This is a genomic window from Pseudidiomarina sp. (assembly GCF_048268165.1).
Taxonomy (GTDB): domain Bacteria; phylum Pseudomonadota; class Gammaproteobacteria; order Enterobacterales; family Alteromonadaceae; genus Pseudidiomarina.
Genome location: NZ_JBLWWA010000001.1, coordinates 662,397 through 676,945, shown reverse-complemented (window position 1 = coordinate 676,945; position 14,549 = coordinate 662,397). Strand labels below are relative to the sequence as shown.

The window sequence follows — 14,549 nt, the reverse complement described above, 5'->3', positions numbered from 1 at the left end:
TTCCAAATAAAACCAAGTAGTGTAGCAATGCGCCCAAATTCACAGCCACCGACAGTACCAGCAGCCGTTGACGAAGAGATTGCACGTTTCATCGATCGGTTGTGGCTAAAACAAGGTGTTAGTCAAAATACCAGCTCTGCTTATCGTACTGACTTACGTACCTTCCAAAGGTTTCTAACCCAGCAGCAGGGACATGACTTGCTGCAAGTAACCCATGAAGATCTGGAACGTTACTTGTTGTGGCGTCGCCAACAAGGGCTTTCACCGCGCAGCACGTCTCGCGCCCTCAGCGCATTAAAGAAATTTTATCAATATGCGGTGGGTGAGCGCCTGTGCGCGCAAGATCCAACTGCGCGGTTGGCGCGACCGAAGCAACCGCAATCGATTCCGCATAGCTTGTCGGAAGCCGAAGTGGATGATCTGTTGAATGCTCCGGATATTGAAGATGCGATGCAGTTGCGCGATAAAGCAATGTTAGAGGTGCTTTATGCGACAGGGCTTCGGGTCACCGAACTGGTTCAACTTACCGTTGACCAAATTCATATGCAGCAAGAATTGGTGCGTATTATCGGTAAAGGTAACAAAGAACGCTTAGTTCCCTTGGGCGAAGAAGCGTTGGACTGGTTAAACGTTTATTTCGCCAAAGGGCGTAAACAATTGCACGCCCAACCGGGCGACTGGGTGTTTGTGACGCGCCGCGGTGGGCCCTTAACCCGGCAAGCATTTTGGCACCGAATTCGGTATTATGCTCAGCAGGCTGATATTCGCTCGCACTTGTCGCCACATACGCTACGCCATGCGTTTGCGACGCACTTGCTCAATCACGGTGCCGATTTACGTGTGTTGCAAATGCTGCTTGGGCACAGTGACTTATCAACCACACAAATTTATACGCATGTGGCACGCGAACGCTTGCAACAGTTGCATGCAACCCATCATCCACGCGCATAACTTAATTTGACCCTATAGGACAATTCATGAAGTACTTGGCAATAATGACACTTAGCTTAATGACCGTTGCTTGTTCACCCGCCGAACAGAGCACATCGCCACAGCCACAAACCAGCGGTAGCTTTGACACCTCGCACATGCAACGCATGGGCTTTCAGGTTGAGTCCGCAAAACCTGCCAACATTGCTGGATTGTATGAAGTGATTACTGATCAAGGCTTGGTGTATGCCAGTGACGATGGGCAGCACATTATAAGTGGACGCATCTTTGATATTACCGGCGAGCAACCGAATAATGTCAGCGAGAAAGTACTGGAACAAATGCGAACCAACGACCTAGCAACCGTGAGCGATACGGTCATTGAATACACCGCGCCCAATCAACAGCACGTGATTCATGTGTTCACTGACACCAGTTGTGGATATTGCCGTCAATTGCACGAGCGGATTGATGAATATCTGGATGCGGGTATTACAGTGCGTTACCTTGCGTGGCCGCGTAATGGCCTGCAAAGTAAGGCTGCGGTGGATTTGCAAAATGCATGGTGTGCGGACGATCAGCAAGCGGCTCTGACAGCCGCTAAAAACGACGAGGAAGTTGCGTTAGCCATGTGCAACGACCCAGTGGCCATGCACTTTGCCTTGGGGCAAAAGTTTGGGGTGCGTGGTACCCCGGCCATAGTGCTCGAGTCTGGCCGTTTGTTGCCTGGCTTTGTGCCGCCGGAACGCTTACTGCCTGAGTTGCAAAAGTAATATGACGGATATCTCGATTAAACGTCATCCGCATGTGAACGTAGGTGCGTGGGCGAATAATTTACCTGAAATCATTGCGCAAATACTGGCTCGTCGCGGTATTACCGACGAGCAGCAATTAGATTTGGGCGCGCGCCATTTGCCGCACTTTGATCAATTGCATGGGGCTCTTGCTGCCGCTGAACGCCTTGCACAGGCCATTGGTGAAAATCAGGCTATTTGTATTTGCGGTGATTTTGATGCAGATGGTGCAACTTCGACGGCGCTGATGGTGTCCGTGCTGCAAGCGTTGGGTGCAACGCGGGTTGACTATATTGTGCCGAACCGATTCGCAGATGGCTATGGTTTGTCACCCGCGGTGGTGGCGCAGGCTCATCAACTGGGTGCGCAATTGATTGTAACTGTCGACAGTGGTATTTCGTGCCATGCTGGGGTTGATGCAGCGCGAGCGGCAGATATTGACGTGATTATTACCGATCACCATTTGCCCGGTGCTCGCTTGCCGAACGCGAATATCATCGTGAACCCAAATCAACCTGATTGTCAGTTTCCCAGCCCGAATATTGCCGGGGTGGGTGTGGCGTTTTATGTATTGCTTGCGCTTCGCCACGTGTTCCGCGAGCGCGGGCGCGAGGTGCCCAACCTAGCGCAGTGGCTTGACTTAGTTGCTGTCGGTACGGTGGCTGACGTGGTGAAGTTGGACGGCGTTAATAGAATTTTGGTGCAACAAGGTTTACAACGTATTCGTGCTGGCCATTGTCGGCCGGGAATCGCAGCGCTGCTACAGATCGCGAATCGCGACCCAAAACAGTTGTTAGCAAGTGATTTAGGCTTCGCCATTGGGCCGCGTATTAATGCCGCTGGGCGCTTAGATGATATGGCCGCAGGCATTGAATGCTTGTTAGCGAATAACCTCACTACGGCGCAGCAGTTGGCCGCACAGTTGGATCAATTAAATCAAGCACGGCGTAGCATTGAAACCGAAATGCGTGAAGAGGCGGAAGCCTATGTCGCGCAAATAAACCAAGATACCGATCAATTGCCTGCTGGCTTGGTGCTATATCAGCCAGGTTGGCACCAAGGTGTGGTGGGTATTGTTGCTGGACGGGTGAAGGAGCAATGTCACCGACCCGTTATAGCCTTCGCTGATAGTGATGATGGTTTATTAAAAGGCTCAGCCCGTTCTATTCCGGGCTTGCACATTCGTGACGTGCTAGAGCGTGTACACAGCTTGCATCCAGATTTAATCCAACGGTTTGGTGGGCACGCTATGGCAGCTGGATTAAGTTTAGCGCGAGAAAACCTGACTGCCTTTCGAGAAGCTTTCATTGCGCAAGTCACGGAATGGGTCGATGACAGCGCCTTGACGCGCACTATTTGGTCGGATGGCGAACTCGATGCCAGTTGTTTTCACGAACCATTCATACGCCAACTGGAGTCATTTGGCCCGTGGGGACAAGGGTTCGCGGAGCCAGTTTTTGATGGTGAATTTCGTGTGGTGCAACAACGTCTTGTTGGCGAACGCCATATAAAATGGGTGCTTGAGACTGCTGACCGCGTGGTGCTTGATGCGATTGCCTTTAATGTTGACACCAACCTGTGGCCGGATGCGTCCGTGCAACGCATTCATGCAGTGTATAAACTGCAATTAAATCACTTTAGAGGGCGCACTTCTGTGCAGCTACAACTAGAGCATTTTCGTGGTTTGCGGTAGAATACGCGCCCTTTGCAACCAACTATTGCTATTGAGATTTAAAAACTATGTTCGAAACTAACGCCACGTATGTTGCGATAAAAGAAATGCGTAAACGCAGCGAGCTTCTTCGGGGGTATCTTTGACTACGCTCAGAAAGTAGAGCGCCTGGAGGAAGTTAGCCGCGAATTGGAAGACCCGAACGTTTGGAATGATCAAGAGCGCGCGCAATCGCTAGGAAAAGAACGCTCAAGCTTAGAGCAAGTAGTGGAAACGCTGAACAACTTGGCGCAAGGGTTAGACGACGTAGAAGGGTTAGTGGATTTAGCCGTTGAGGCTGACGACGAAGAAACTTACAACGAAGCCGTGACTGAACTGGAACAGTTAGAAAGCCAACTGGCCACGTTAGAATTTCGCAGAATGTTTTCAGGCGAACAAGATGCCTCAGATTGCTATTTAGATGTGCAATCAGGCTCAGGCGGTACGGAAGCGCAAGACTGGGCGAATATTCTGCTGCGCATGTATTTGCGTTGGGCTGAAGCGCATGGTTTTAAAGCCGAGATTACGGAGTTGTCAGAAGGTGAAGTGGCAGGGATTAAGTCGGCAACAGTGCGTATTCAAGGTGACTATGCCTATGGCTGGTTACGCACGGAAACTGGCGTGCATCGCTTAGTACGCAAATCACCGTTTGATTCAGGAAATCGACGCCATACGTCATTCGCATCGGTGTTTGTGTATCCGGAAATTGATGATTCCATTGAAATTGAAATTAATCCGGCTGATTTGCGTGTCGATACGTACCGAGCATCAGGTGCCGGTGGTCAGCACGTAAACCGAACAGACTCGGCGATTCGTATTACCCACGAACCGTCTGGGATTGTCGTGCAATGTCAAAGTGACCGTTCACAGCACAAAAACCGTGATGCAGCGATGAAACAATTACGTGCAAAGCTGTATGAGTCAGAATTACAGAAGCAATTAGCCGAAAAACAAGCCTTGGAAGACACCAAGTCTGATATCGGCTGGGGTAGCCAGATACGTTCGTACGTATTGGATGATGCCCGAATTAAAGATTTACGTACCGGGGTGGAGAATCGAAACACCCAAGCGGTATTGGACGGTGCTTTAGATCCGTTTATTGAAGCAAGTTTAAAATCAGGTTTATAAGTTTAGTCTCACAGCGAAGACTGTGACGAAAGAGGATGAATTACATGAACGATAAAACGCAAGCCCCCGAGTTGGACGTAAATGAGCAGATCGCCCAGCGTAAGGCCAAGCTTGCTGCGTTGCGCGAGCGAGGCGTGGCATTTCCGAATGATTTTCGTCGTGACAGCTTAGCGGCTGAATTGCATGAAGCGTATGACGGCTTTGATAAAGAAGAGCTCGCGGCGAAGGCGATTCGGGTGAACGTTGCGGGTCGTATGATGACGCGTCGTATCATGGGTAAAGCGAGCTTTGCCACCATTCAGGACATGTCGGGGCAGATACAGTTGTACGTAGCGCGCGACAATCTCGCTGAAGGCTTCTATAACGAAGAGTTCAAAAAATGGGACTTAGGTGACATTGTTGGCGCAAGTGGCACGTTGTTTATTACCGGCACCGGTGAATTGAGTGTGCAGGTTGACGATGTGCGTTTGCTGACTAAAGCATTGCGCCCATTACCGGATAAGTTTCACGGGTTATCAGACCAAGAAATGCGCTACCGCCAGCGCTACCTTGATTTAATTACCAACCAAGAATCACGTAAGACCTTTATTGTGCGTTCAAAAGTAGTGGATTACATTCGCCGCTACTTTATTGCCAAGCAGTTTTTGGAAGTTGAAACACCCATGATGCAAACCATTCCCGGCGGCGCTGCAGCGCGCCCGTTTTCCACGCACCACAATGCGTTGGATATGGAATTGTATCTACGAATTGCGCCAGAACTTTATCTAAAACGATTAGTTGTTGGTGGTTTTGAGAAGGTTTTCGAGATAAACCGTAACTTCCGTAATGAAGGTTTATCAACGCGCCACAATCCAGAATTCACCATGCTTGAGTTTTACTGGGCCTACGCAGACTTCAATGATCTGATGGATCTTACCGAAGACATGCTGCGTGGCATGACCACAGAAATTCTCGGTTCAGCGCAATTTGAAAGTGAAGGCGTGCAGTATGACTTCAGTAAGCCGTTTACACGCATGACGGTAAACGAAGCCATTTTGGAGCATTTGCCAACCGCTACAGCGGCGCAACTTAGTACCCTGGAGCACGCCACGGCATTGGCTGAATCTTTAGGTATTAAAGTGAAGCCGAACTGGGGCTTGGGCAAAGTTCAAATTGAAATATTTGAAGAGGTTGCTGAACATAAATTAATTCAGCCTACCTTCATTACGGCCTACCCAGCGGAAGTATCACCGCTGGCGCGTCGTAACGATAACGACCCATTCATTACCGACCGATTTGAATTTTTTGTCGGTGGGCGTGAGTTAGCGAATGGCTTCTCAGAGTTGAATGATGCGGAAGACCAAGCAGAACGTTTCCGCGAGCAAGTTCAGCAAAAAGAAGCGGGTGATGACGAGGCCATGTTCTATGACGAAGATTATGTCACAGCGCTTGAGCACGGGTTGCCGCCAACAGCAGGAGAGGGCATCGGTATTGACCGTTTGGTGATGTTATTGACCGATTCGCCGTCAATTCGTGATGTGTTGTTGTTCCCACATATGCGGCCGAAAAACTAAAAACTAAAAACTAAAAACTAAAAACGTTATTAGTTATTGGTTATTCGTTATTGGGACGATAAAGCGGTAGCCAAGAGCTGGGATGGTCTCGATAAATTGCGGCGACTCGGAGTCGTCGTTTAATTTTTTCCGTAATTGACTGACGCAAACACGCAGGTACTGGGTGTTATGACGTTGATGGGCACCCCACAAGCGTGTCAACAACACCTCATGCGTCAGCAATGTTTGCGGCGACTGAGCCAGCATCAGCAATAGTTCAAATTCTTTTGGCGATAAATCAATTCGCACGTCGTTGATGCGAACCTCATGTGCGCGCGGGTTGATTTTTAAATTTTTGAAATTTAAAACGTCATTTTCGTTATTCATACCAATGCCCGATATATCACGAAGCAGCACGCGGATGCGCGCCATGAGTTCGCCCACGCCAAAAGGTTTGGTTAAGTAGTCGTTGGCGCCACTTTCTAACGCACTAATTTTCATGTCCTCGTCCGAACGCGCACTGAGAACAAGAATTGGAGGAGTTCGACTGATTTGTCGTAGTCGGCTTAATACCACCAAACCATCTAAGTCAGGCAAACCAAGGTCTAGAATAATCAAATCCGGTTGCAGTTGTTCTGCCAACAGCAGGCCTTGTCGTGCGTTGCCTGCTTCGTAAAAGTCAAAGCCTTCAGACTGCAATGAAATGCGTACAAAGGTACGTATTTTGGGTTCGTCATCAATAAATAATATGCTGCTCATGGTAAATCGACTCGAACCTGTAGCGTGTTTTGATCAGTGTTTAAGGTTAAGCGTCCATGATGAGCCAAGATGATACTGTGCGCAACACTGAGACCCAGACCAGCGCCACCATGCCCCTGATCGCCACGGCGACTGGAATAAAATGGTTTTAACCACGTTGTTGGTGTTTCGTTCAAAGGGCTCGCCACTTCGTTGGTGATAGTCAACCAAACGCTACTTGCGGAAGCGCCTATGCGGCACAACACTCGCGAGTTGTCTTTCCGGTAGCGTAAGGCGTTATCGAAAAGATTATACAGCGCCTGTTCAAACAAGCTGGTTTGTACCTCGACAGTACTATTTACTGCAGAATCTTCGGTTATCAGGTTAATTTGGTTTTGATCAGCAAATCGCTCTATAACGCGTTGAACCAAGGTTACCAACAACGTCGGCTGGGTAGTTAAATTGACAATACCGTGTTCAAAGCGCGTTGCTTGGAATAAGTTTTCCAAGTAGGTATGCAACCGCTCCGATTCAACCATGGCCGCGTCGATTAGCTCGTCTTGCTGTGCTTTATCAATTTTATGTTGATACAACTGAAACGTTGATAGATTTCCGATGATGCTGGTTAACGGGCTACGCAAGTCATGGGAGAGGCTTAAGAGGATGGTTGAACGCAACTCGGCGTCTTGCAAGCTGAAGCGCTGCATACGCTCTCGTGTAATAAGATAAACAACCACAATACCAATGGCGAAAAACACAGTCATGGTGGAGACTTCTTCAACATCCTGCATGTGCCACGAGCCACGTGGTTCGGTGAATAAAAAATTGAATGCCATGGCACCGAAAACTACAGCGCCGTATGCGATTCGATTTGGCACCGACAGTGCTGTAACAATCACACCTGCCAGAATCAGCAACACCGTGCCCGAGCTTGGCAATAACCAACGTTCCAGTAAGAATGCGAGCAAAGTTGCGATGGTCATAATCACAAGTGCTTTGACCACCCCCAAAAGAAGACCTGTCTGCTGTGATAGGTAGAGCATATTTAGCGCTGCCAAAAAGAAGGTAACAAGAGTGCGATTATAGTGAAATACTCAAGCCGCCCCAAGAGCATGGCTAGATTTAATATCCAAATACCGGCATCAGTGATGGGAATAAAATTGCTACTTACTTCACCGAAACCGGGGCCTAATACATTTAAGCAGGCGGATACCGCAGTGAACGCAGTCCAAAAGTCGGTTCCTGTGGCCATTAGCATGATAGTTAGCAGTAAACTCATTGATGCCGCGAGAAACATAAATGCCATAACCGCACTTAATACCGAAGGGCTTACCAACTGTTTTTGATAACGCACGGCTTTCACTGCGTGCGGGTGAGACAGTAAAAATAACTGTTGGCGGATTATTTTAAAGGTAATGATGTCGCGAACAATTTTATTACCGCCGGCGGTTGATCCTGCGCAGCCACCTAAATAACTGGTGAATACGAGCATGAGTGCGGTTGCTGCAGGCCACGTACTTAAATCGGTCGCGCCGTAACCGGTGCTGGTCATAAATGATATAACGTGAAAGATACTCTGTGCGACACGCTCAGATGCAGAACTGTAGGTGATTGAGATGGTTAGGTATGCAATAAAAATAAAACTTATAACTGCAATTAAATAAATGAACACGCGGGTTTCTTCATCGTGCCAATACTGGCGCCACTGGCGTTTTATCAAGCCGCGGTAGTGCAAGTTAAAGCTTATTGCGCCTAATACCATAAATACATTAGCGACGTATAATATGAGGGAGCTGTCAAAGTGGCCCATACTGCTATCGTATACCGAGAAACCGCCGGTAGATACCGTGGTGAAGCTGTGTGCGATGGCGTCATACGCACTCATGCCAGCCAACCAATAACTGAATGCACAGCTGGCTGTGAGAATAAGGTAGATAAACCACAAATAACGGGTGGCATTTCCTATTCGCGGCACTATTTTATCGTTTTTTACTGGCCCTGGTGTTTCCGCCACGAGCAGGCGCATGCCACCAACATTAAGCATCGGTAAAACCGCGACCACAAATATCACGACACCGAGGCCACCGAGCCATTGTAAAAATTGGCGATAAAGCAGAAATCCCCGTGGCATATCATCAAGCCCAACGAGAATAGTCGCACCAGTGGTTGTCATTGCACTTATGGCTTCAAAGGTTGCGTCTGTCCACGAAACCTCAGTGACTAAATAGATTGGTATAGCGGCGCCGAGCCCTGCTAACAACCAAGTTAAAACGGCGAAAATCAGGCCATCTTGCGGATAGATTTTATTGAGTTGTGTACGCCAGCTAAATGCCCAAAAGGCCAGGGCAACCAGCCCTACAAGAAAGGCACTAAAGAAAAAATGGGTACCGGTACCATCTTGAAAAAGAAACACATTGAGCCAGGCAAACGCAAATTGAACAAATGCAATCCATGCGAGCGGAAAAGCGAGCAGTTTAGTAATGGTTTTTAAACGCATTGTGTGCTGATCCCAATTCTAGAAGCGGGATCAACACTTTAATGAGGTATCAGCTTAGCAAACCATTCGAATTATTGGGTTTGCCATAAAGAAAGTATAAACAAGCATGTCCTCAGCTTTTTGGTAAGGCTTGCAGTAAGTCGGCCAGCAGTTCGTGTTTATCTTCAATGCCGGCGGATAAACGCAACAAATCCGGCGGACATGGAGTGCCTTGGCCTTCAACGCTGGCGCGGTGTTCAATTAAACTTTCAACGCCGCCCAATGAGGTGGCGCGCTTCCATAATTTAGTGTTGGCGGCTAAATGAACCGCTGCTTCTTCGCCGCCTTTAACGCGAATGGAGAGCATGCCACCAAAACCGCCGTGCATTTGTTTTTTGGCCGTTTCATGGCCGCTGAAGCTCGGTAAACCGGGGTAAAGAACTTCGACAATTTGTGGGTGCTGCTGCAGTTGTTCAGCTAAGAACATGGCATTGGTGCACGCCTCACGTACCCGTAAATGCATAGTGCGCATACCACGCAGCAGTTGCGCTGCGTCATGAGGGCTGGGCACTGCACCGCCTTGGGCGCGCACTGCGCGAATCCGTTGCCAATAATCGCTGTCTGTTTTACAAATCAGGGTGCCGGCAATAACATCCGAATGGCCATTTAAGTATTTAGTGGCGGAATGCATGACAATATCAGCACCTAAGGTGAGTGGTTGCGTCAGCAGTGGCGTTGCGCAGGTTGAATCTACGGCGAGATATGCACCCGCTTGATGGGCAATTTCACTGATAGCGGCAATATCACTGATGGTCCACATTGGGTTGCCCGGTGTTTCCAACCAAACCAATTTGGTTTTATTGGGCTGCATCGCTTTTGACACCTGTTGAATATCGGTCATGTCAATAAACTCAATATTTAGGCCCCAATCGGTTGCAAAGTTAAGCAACCAATTACGCAATGACCAATACATGACCACGGGCGCAAGTACGTGATCTCCAGGCTTTAAACCTAAAAATACGGCTGTCGCTGCAGCCATGCCTGAACCAAATAATAAAGCCTGTTCACCTTGCTCGAGTTGACATAAAAGCTGCTCTACAGGCTTATAAGTTGGATTGTCTGCACGCGAGTACACGTTACCACTTGGGTAGGTGTTGTCTGCGCCGCGAATATAGGTGGTGGCTACATGAATAGGTAATACGACACCTTGTGTTTCATGATCAATTTTACCCAAGGCTTGGGCTAGGGCAGTTTGTTGGCTGTAATTGTAGGTTTTATTGGCCATGTTGAACTCTGAATGTGGTGAAGATTGCTGATAGTATACGCCGAATTGGAAACAAAAAACGCACCCGAAGGTGCGTTTTTTTTATGCATTCTTGCATGCATTCATAGAACCATTATTCGTGGTTATGATTGCCATCTGTATGCACGTGGCCGTGGTCTAATTCAGCTGGATCCGCTTCACGAACTTCTACAACTTCTACGTCAAAGTTCAACGTAGTGCCCGCTAGTGGGTGATTGCCGTCTACGGTTACTTCGTCGTCGCTTACGTCAACAATCATTACAGACTGTTCACCAGCGTCAGTGCTCGCACGGAACTGCATGCCAACGGCTACTTCGTTGTCGCCGAAAAGTGTGCGTGGAACGGTTTGAATAAGGCCGTCATGACGATCGCCATAGGCGTCAGCTGGTTGAATTTCAGCTTCAAATTTGTCGCCAGTTGCTTTGCCGTCAAGCGCGTTTTCCAAGCCTTTTATCAACATACCACGACCAAAAATGAACTGTAGTGGTTGACCTTCTTTTGATTGATCCAGTACTTGGCCTTCAGTGGTTTTCACGGTGTAGTGAATTCCAACAACTTTGTCCTGGCTAATAGTTTGACTCATGATTCATCCAAGTTATAAGGCAGTGGGTAAATTTCCAAAAGACTCGCGTCATCATTCTTGATTCGTAGCTTCGTGTCTGCCTCTATGTCGCTCGGCAGCACCGCCAGTAAATCAAGTTGATTGTCAGTACGGCTCACTGCGTTAATTACCGTACCGGCACGTCGCCAGTTTTCACCAAGTTGCTGTTCAACGGTAGCTCCCGCATCAACAGCCTTACCTTGGCCAACCAAACGAAACATTGCCCGCTTCTGCTTGCCCAGATATTTCATCCGAGCGATGGTCTCTTGGCCGATATAACACCCCTTGGTAAAACTGATGCCATGGAACGCCTGAACGTTCAGCATCTGGGGCACATACTCCAATAGTGTACCTGAAACTAAGGTGGGGCGACCACGCTCAATTTCAAGGGCATTCCAGTAATTCATGTCAGAATTAGTCGGAAAGTTATCACGTTTCGTGACCAGAATGTACTGATCAGGGTGGTTTCCCAAGGTTAACACCACACCGTCACTGATTGATGTCACCGCTTGCTGGTGTTCAACATTAAGCGGTTGATCAATCCATTCGGCAAGGCGTGCTGGGGCCGCCGTACCAAATATTCCAAACAGCGAATATATTTCTGACGCATCAATGATTTCGGTTTGGCTAAATACACCGTATTTCTGTAACTGGGCTAAGCTCGCCGCTAAGGCGTCTTTATGGGTAATCAATAACACACTGTCGGCGCAGCGAGTAACGAATAATGTACTCATCGCCTTGCCTTTGTTGTCACAGTGCGCACCATATTGCCACTGGTTGTCTGCAAGCTGCTTCAGGTCACAGGTAAGTTGCCCCTGCAAAAAATCATCAGTTTGTGGACCCGTCAGGCTGATTACACCGTAATCCATTAAGGAAACCGTTACGTATTCTGGCGGAGCTTTGGTAAACTCTGTATCTAGCACAATAAACCTCGTTTTCTCATCGATATCGAAATAGATGGGGATGATATTTCATTATACAAGCCGTTTTGTCTTGTACTCGCTATTTTTGTTAAGAAAAAAGGATTCGCATGGAAAAGTTGCAACAAGATGCCGATACGCTAAAAAATAAGAACCGTTTGCGTTGGGCTTGCCGCCGCGGCATGTTAGAGCTTGATGTTTTGTTCATGCCGTTTGTGGAAGAAGCGTACGATGACCTTGATGCTCAGCAACAAGAAGCCTTTCGCCGCTTATTAACCTGCGACGATCCCGATCTGTTTGCTTGGTTTATGGGGCATCAGAAGTGCGAAGACCCTGAGTTAGCCGGAATGGTGGCGTACATTTTGAGCCGCGTTAAGGTTTAAATGCTTTGGCAACTGGCTGTCACGCCATGGCGCTGGTTGCCTGTGCCGGCGTGCGTGTGGGGTATCGACTGTGACACTGGCGAATGGCTGCAACTTGCCGATTTGGATCAACAACGTTGGTATCTGCAGCCACTGAGTTGGGTCACCCCGTGGGGCGCTCTGATTATTCTGCATGCCCCAAACAAGCCAAGGCGTTGGGTATGGTTACAACGCGGTTGGCTTGGTGATGCTGCTTTTCGAAGGCTAGCGCGGTTTTTGTTGCGCTGGCGCCAGTATGGTCGGTTGCGCTGCAGGGAGTAAATCAGGGTGATCTAAATTGTAGTGCAGCCCACGGCTCTCTTTGCGTTCCATCGCGCTACGAACAATTAACTCCGCTACTTGCACCAAATTACGCAGTTCCAGTAAATTATTGCTGACCTTGAAATTGCTATAATAGTCGTGAATTTCTTGCTGTAACAGCTCAATACGACGCAATGCACGCTGTAACCGTTTGTCGGTACGCACAATGCCAACATAATCCCACATAAATAGGCGCAGCTCGTGCCAGTTGTGCTGAATAATGACTTCTTCATCTGAATCGTTCACCTGACTTTCATCCCACGCGGGTAGGTCAGTGCGCAATGGTTTATCGTGCAACTGCTCAATAATGTCTTTTGCGGCCGAACGTGCAAACACCAAACACTCAAGCAGTGAATTGCTCGCCATTCGGTTTGCGCCATGCAGACCTGTGTAGGCCACTTCACCGATGGCATAGAGGTTGGCGATATCGGTGCGCGCCTGCAAGTCAGTTTTTACCCCGCCACAGGTGTAGTGCGCTGCGGGTACCACGGGCATTGGCTCACGACTAATATCAATACCTAAACTCAAACACTTGTCATAAATGTTTGGAAAGTGTTCTTGAATGAATGCTTTCGGTTTATGAGAAATGTCCAAGAACATACAGTCGACGCCCAGCCGTTTCATTTCATAGTCGATAGCGCGGGCAACCACATCACGCGGGGCAAGCTCCGCCGCAGGGTGAAAGTCAGGCATAAAGCGCGAACCATCAGGACGGCGTAAATAGGCGCCTTCGCCGCGCAACGCTTCGGTTAATAGAAACGATTGTGCGTTCGGATGGAACAAGCAGGTTGGATGAAACTGATTGAATTCCATGTTGGCAACGCGGCAACCGGCGCGCCATGCCATGGCGATACCGTCACCGCTGGCAACGTCTGGATTACTAGTGTATTGATAAACCTTGCTGGCACCGCCTGTACACAGTGCCACGAAGCGCGCGGCAACGGTTTCCACCTGCTGCGTAACACGGTTCCAAATATATGCGCCGTAACAGTGCTGGTCGCCACCAAGGTGTTTGTGGGTAATTAAATCAACCGCATTGACACGTTCGATGATGGTAATATTTGGATGCAATTTGGTTTGTTCAACCAATGTTGTTTGCACGGCACGGCCTGTGGCATCGGCTGCATGCAAAATGCGGCGGTGACTGTGGCCACCTTCTTGGTTAAGGTGAAATTGGCCATCGTCAACGCGGTCAAAGCCCACGCCAATATCAATTAACCATTGCAAACTCTCTTTGGCATGCCCTGTGGTGAATTCAACGGCAGCTAAGTCGCATAACCCTGCGCCGGCAACTAAAGTGTCCTCAACATGGCTTTCAATGCTATCATTCTCATCGAAAACAGCCGCAATACCACCTTGCGCATAATAGGTCGAACCTTCTGTAAGGGGACCTTTAGAAAGCACGGTGACTTGTGCGTGGTCAGCTAATTGCAAGGCTAGGGTTAAACCCGCTGCACCGCTGCCGATAATTAAAACATCGCATTGATAATGAGACATATGTTCCATAAAGTATGTGGGATGAATCGCGTGACAACACGTTGTTACAGCGTGTTATCCCGCTGAATTGCCAAAGGAATAGAAGCGATTTTACTCTTTTGAATTTTTTTTGCGAACTTTTTACGAACACTTAGGTCATACTTTGCAAGTACGCAACGGGCCTAAAATCTGGCGTAGCTAGGGGTTGAGGAGAACGG

14 protein-coding genes are annotated in these 14,549 nt (G+C 48.5%); 7 read left to right on the top strand and 7 right to left on the bottom strand.

The genetic code is table 11. The features are described from left to right. Positions 1-27 precede the first annotated feature (27 nt). The 5 genes from xerD (at position 28) to lysS (ending at position 6,116) form a co-directional block, all read left to right on the top strand. Complete coding sequence (gene xerD, locus ACN0UY_RS03170; RefSeq protein WP_417665337.1) at positions 28-951, top strand: site-specific tyrosine recombinase XerD; 924 nt, start codon at positions 28-30, stop codon at positions 949-951. Positions 952-977: 26 nt separating this feature from the next. After that, a complete protein-coding gene (gene dsbC, locus ACN0UY_RS03165) occupies positions 978-1,703 on the top strand; it encodes a bifunctional protein-disulfide isomerase/oxidoreductase DsbC (protein WP_417665336.1) in 726 nt (241 codons plus the stop codon). A gap of 1 nt (position 1,704) precedes the next feature. Then, on the top strand, positions 1,705-3,417 hold the full coding sequence (recJ, locus tag ACN0UY_RS03160; RefSeq protein WP_417665335.1) for a single-stranded-DNA-specific exonuclease RecJ: 1,713 nt from the start codon (positions 1,705-1,707) through the stop codon (positions 3,415-3,417). Between the two features lie 47 nt (positions 3,418-3,464). Beyond that, positions 3,465-4,563 (top strand): peptide chain release factor 2 gene (prfB, locus tag ACN0UY_RS03155; RefSeq protein ID WP_417665334.1). Its coding sequence is split into 2 segments (ribosomal slippage): positions 3,465-3,539 and positions 3,541-4,563, totalling 1,098 coding nucleotides; the frame shifts between segments, so codons are not numbered across the junction. A gap of 44 nt (positions 4,564-4,607) precedes the next feature. Then, a complete protein-coding gene (gene lysS / locus ACN0UY_RS03150) occupies positions 4,608-6,116 on the top strand; it encodes a lysine--tRNA ligase (protein ID WP_417665333.1) in 1,509 nt (502 codons plus the stop codon). A gap of 33 nt (positions 6,117-6,149) precedes the next feature. Here lysS and ACN0UY_RS03145 read toward each other — a convergent pair whose 3' ends face one another. From ACN0UY_RS03145 to ygfZ, 6 genes are all read right to left on the bottom strand, one after another. Next, the gene (locus ACN0UY_RS03145; protein ID WP_417665332.1) at positions 6,150-6,854 is read right to left on the bottom strand and encodes a response regulator transcription factor; all 705 of its coding nucleotides are present in this window, start codon (positions 6,852-6,854) and stop codon (positions 6,150-6,152) included. Further along, positions 6,851-7,876: a DUF4118 domain-containing protein gene (locus tag ACN0UY_RS03140; protein WP_417665331.1), complete on the bottom strand. Its 1,026-nt coding sequence runs from the start codon at positions 7,874-7,876 to the stop codon at positions 6,851-6,853. Before ACN0UY_RS03140 ends, ACN0UY_RS03145 begins: the two co-directional genes overlap by 4 nt. 2 nt (positions 7,877-7,878) lie before the next feature. Next, positions 7,879-9,330 carry a TrkH family potassium uptake protein gene (locus ACN0UY_RS03135; RefSeq protein WP_417665330.1) on the bottom strand — a complete coding sequence of 484 codons (1,452 nt, stop codon included), beginning with the start codon at positions 9,328-9,330 and terminating at the stop codon, positions 7,879-7,881. A gap of 112 nt (positions 9,331-9,442) precedes the next feature. Further along, positions 9,443-10,594 carry a trans-sulfuration enzyme family protein gene (locus tag ACN0UY_RS03130; RefSeq protein ID WP_417665329.1) on the bottom strand — a complete coding sequence of 384 codons (1,152 nt, stop codon included), beginning with the start codon at positions 10,592-10,594 and terminating at the stop codon, positions 9,443-9,445. 112 nt (positions 10,595-10,706) lie between these two features. Then, the gene (locus tag ACN0UY_RS03125) at positions 10,707-11,195 is read right to left on the bottom strand and encodes an FKBP-type peptidyl-prolyl cis-trans isomerase (protein WP_417665328.1); all 489 of its coding nucleotides are present in this window, start codon (positions 11,193-11,195) and stop codon (positions 10,707-10,709) included. Then, positions 11,192-12,136 carry a tRNA-modifying protein YgfZ gene (ygfZ, locus tag ACN0UY_RS03120; protein ID WP_417665327.1) on the bottom strand — a complete coding sequence of 315 codons (945 nt, stop codon included), beginning with the start codon at positions 12,134-12,136 and terminating at the stop codon, positions 11,192-11,194. Before ygfZ ends, ACN0UY_RS03125 begins: the two co-directional genes overlap by 4 nt. Positions 12,137-12,243: 107 nt before the next feature. Between ygfZ and ACN0UY_RS03115 the strand changes: the two genes are divergently transcribed. Next, positions 12,244-12,516 carry a succinate dehydrogenase assembly factor 2 gene (locus tag ACN0UY_RS03115; RefSeq protein WP_417665326.1) on the top strand — a complete coding sequence of 91 codons (273 nt, stop codon included), beginning with the start codon at positions 12,244-12,246 and terminating at the stop codon, positions 12,514-12,516. Further along, positions 12,517-12,816, top strand: coding sequence for a hypothetical protein (locus ACN0UY_RS03110; RefSeq protein ID WP_417665325.1), 300 nt, complete (start codon positions 12,517-12,519; stop codon positions 12,814-12,816). It abuts the gene before it with no gap. Here ACN0UY_RS03110 and nadB read toward each other — a convergent pair. Then, complete coding sequence (gene nadB, locus ACN0UY_RS03105; protein ID WP_417665324.1) at positions 12,760-14,361, bottom strand: L-aspartate oxidase; 1,602 nt, start codon at positions 14,359-14,361, stop codon at positions 12,760-12,762. The genes ACN0UY_RS03110 and nadB overlap by 57 nt on opposite strands. Between the last annotated feature and the right edge of the window lie 188 nt (positions 14,362-14,549).

Bases quoted from the DNA above. Each gene is read 5' to 3' on its own strand.
- ACN0UY_RS03135 (WP_417665330.1), bottom strand. From the start codon at position 9,330: ATGCGTTTAAAAACCATTACTAAACTGCTCGCTTTTCCGCTCGCATGG.
- ACN0UY_RS03110 (WP_417665325.1), top strand. From the start codon at position 12,517: ATGCTTTGGCAACTGGCTGTCACGCCATGGCGCTGGTTGCCTGTGCCG.
- nadB (WP_417665324.1), bottom strand. From the start codon at position 14,361: ATGGAACATATGTCTCATTATCAATGCGATGTTTTAATTATCGGCAGC.
- ACN0UY_RS03115 (WP_417665326.1), top strand. From the start codon at position 12,244: ATGGAAAAGTTGCAACAAGATGCCGATACGCTAAAAAATAAGAACCGT.
- ACN0UY_RS03145 (WP_417665332.1), bottom strand. From the start codon at position 6,854: ATGAGCAGCATATTATTTATTGATGACGAACCCAAAATACGTACCTTT.
- lysS (WP_417665333.1), top strand. From the start codon at position 4,608: ATGAACGATAAAACGCAAGCCCCCGAGTTGGACGTAAATGAGCAGATC.
- dsbC (WP_417665336.1), top strand. From the start codon at position 978: ATGAAGTACTTGGCAATAATGACACTTAGCTTAATGACCGTTGCTTGT.
- xerD (WP_417665337.1), top strand. From the start codon at position 28: ATGCGCCCAAATTCACAGCCACCGACAGTACCAGCAGCCGTTGACGAA.
- recJ (WP_417665335.1), top strand. From the start codon at position 1,705: ATGACGGATATCTCGATTAAACGTCATCCGCATGTGAACGTAGGTGCG.
- ACN0UY_RS03130 (WP_417665329.1), bottom strand. From the start codon at position 10,594: ATGGCCAATAAAACCTACAATTACAGCCAACAAACTGCCCTAGCCCAA.
- ACN0UY_RS03140 (WP_417665331.1), bottom strand. From the start codon at position 7,876: ATGCTCTACCTATCACAGCAGACAGGTCTTCTTTTGGGGGTGGTCAAA.
- ACN0UY_RS03125 (WP_417665328.1), bottom strand. From the start codon at position 11,195: ATGAGTCAAACTATTAGCCAGGACAAAGTTGTTGGAATTCACTACACC.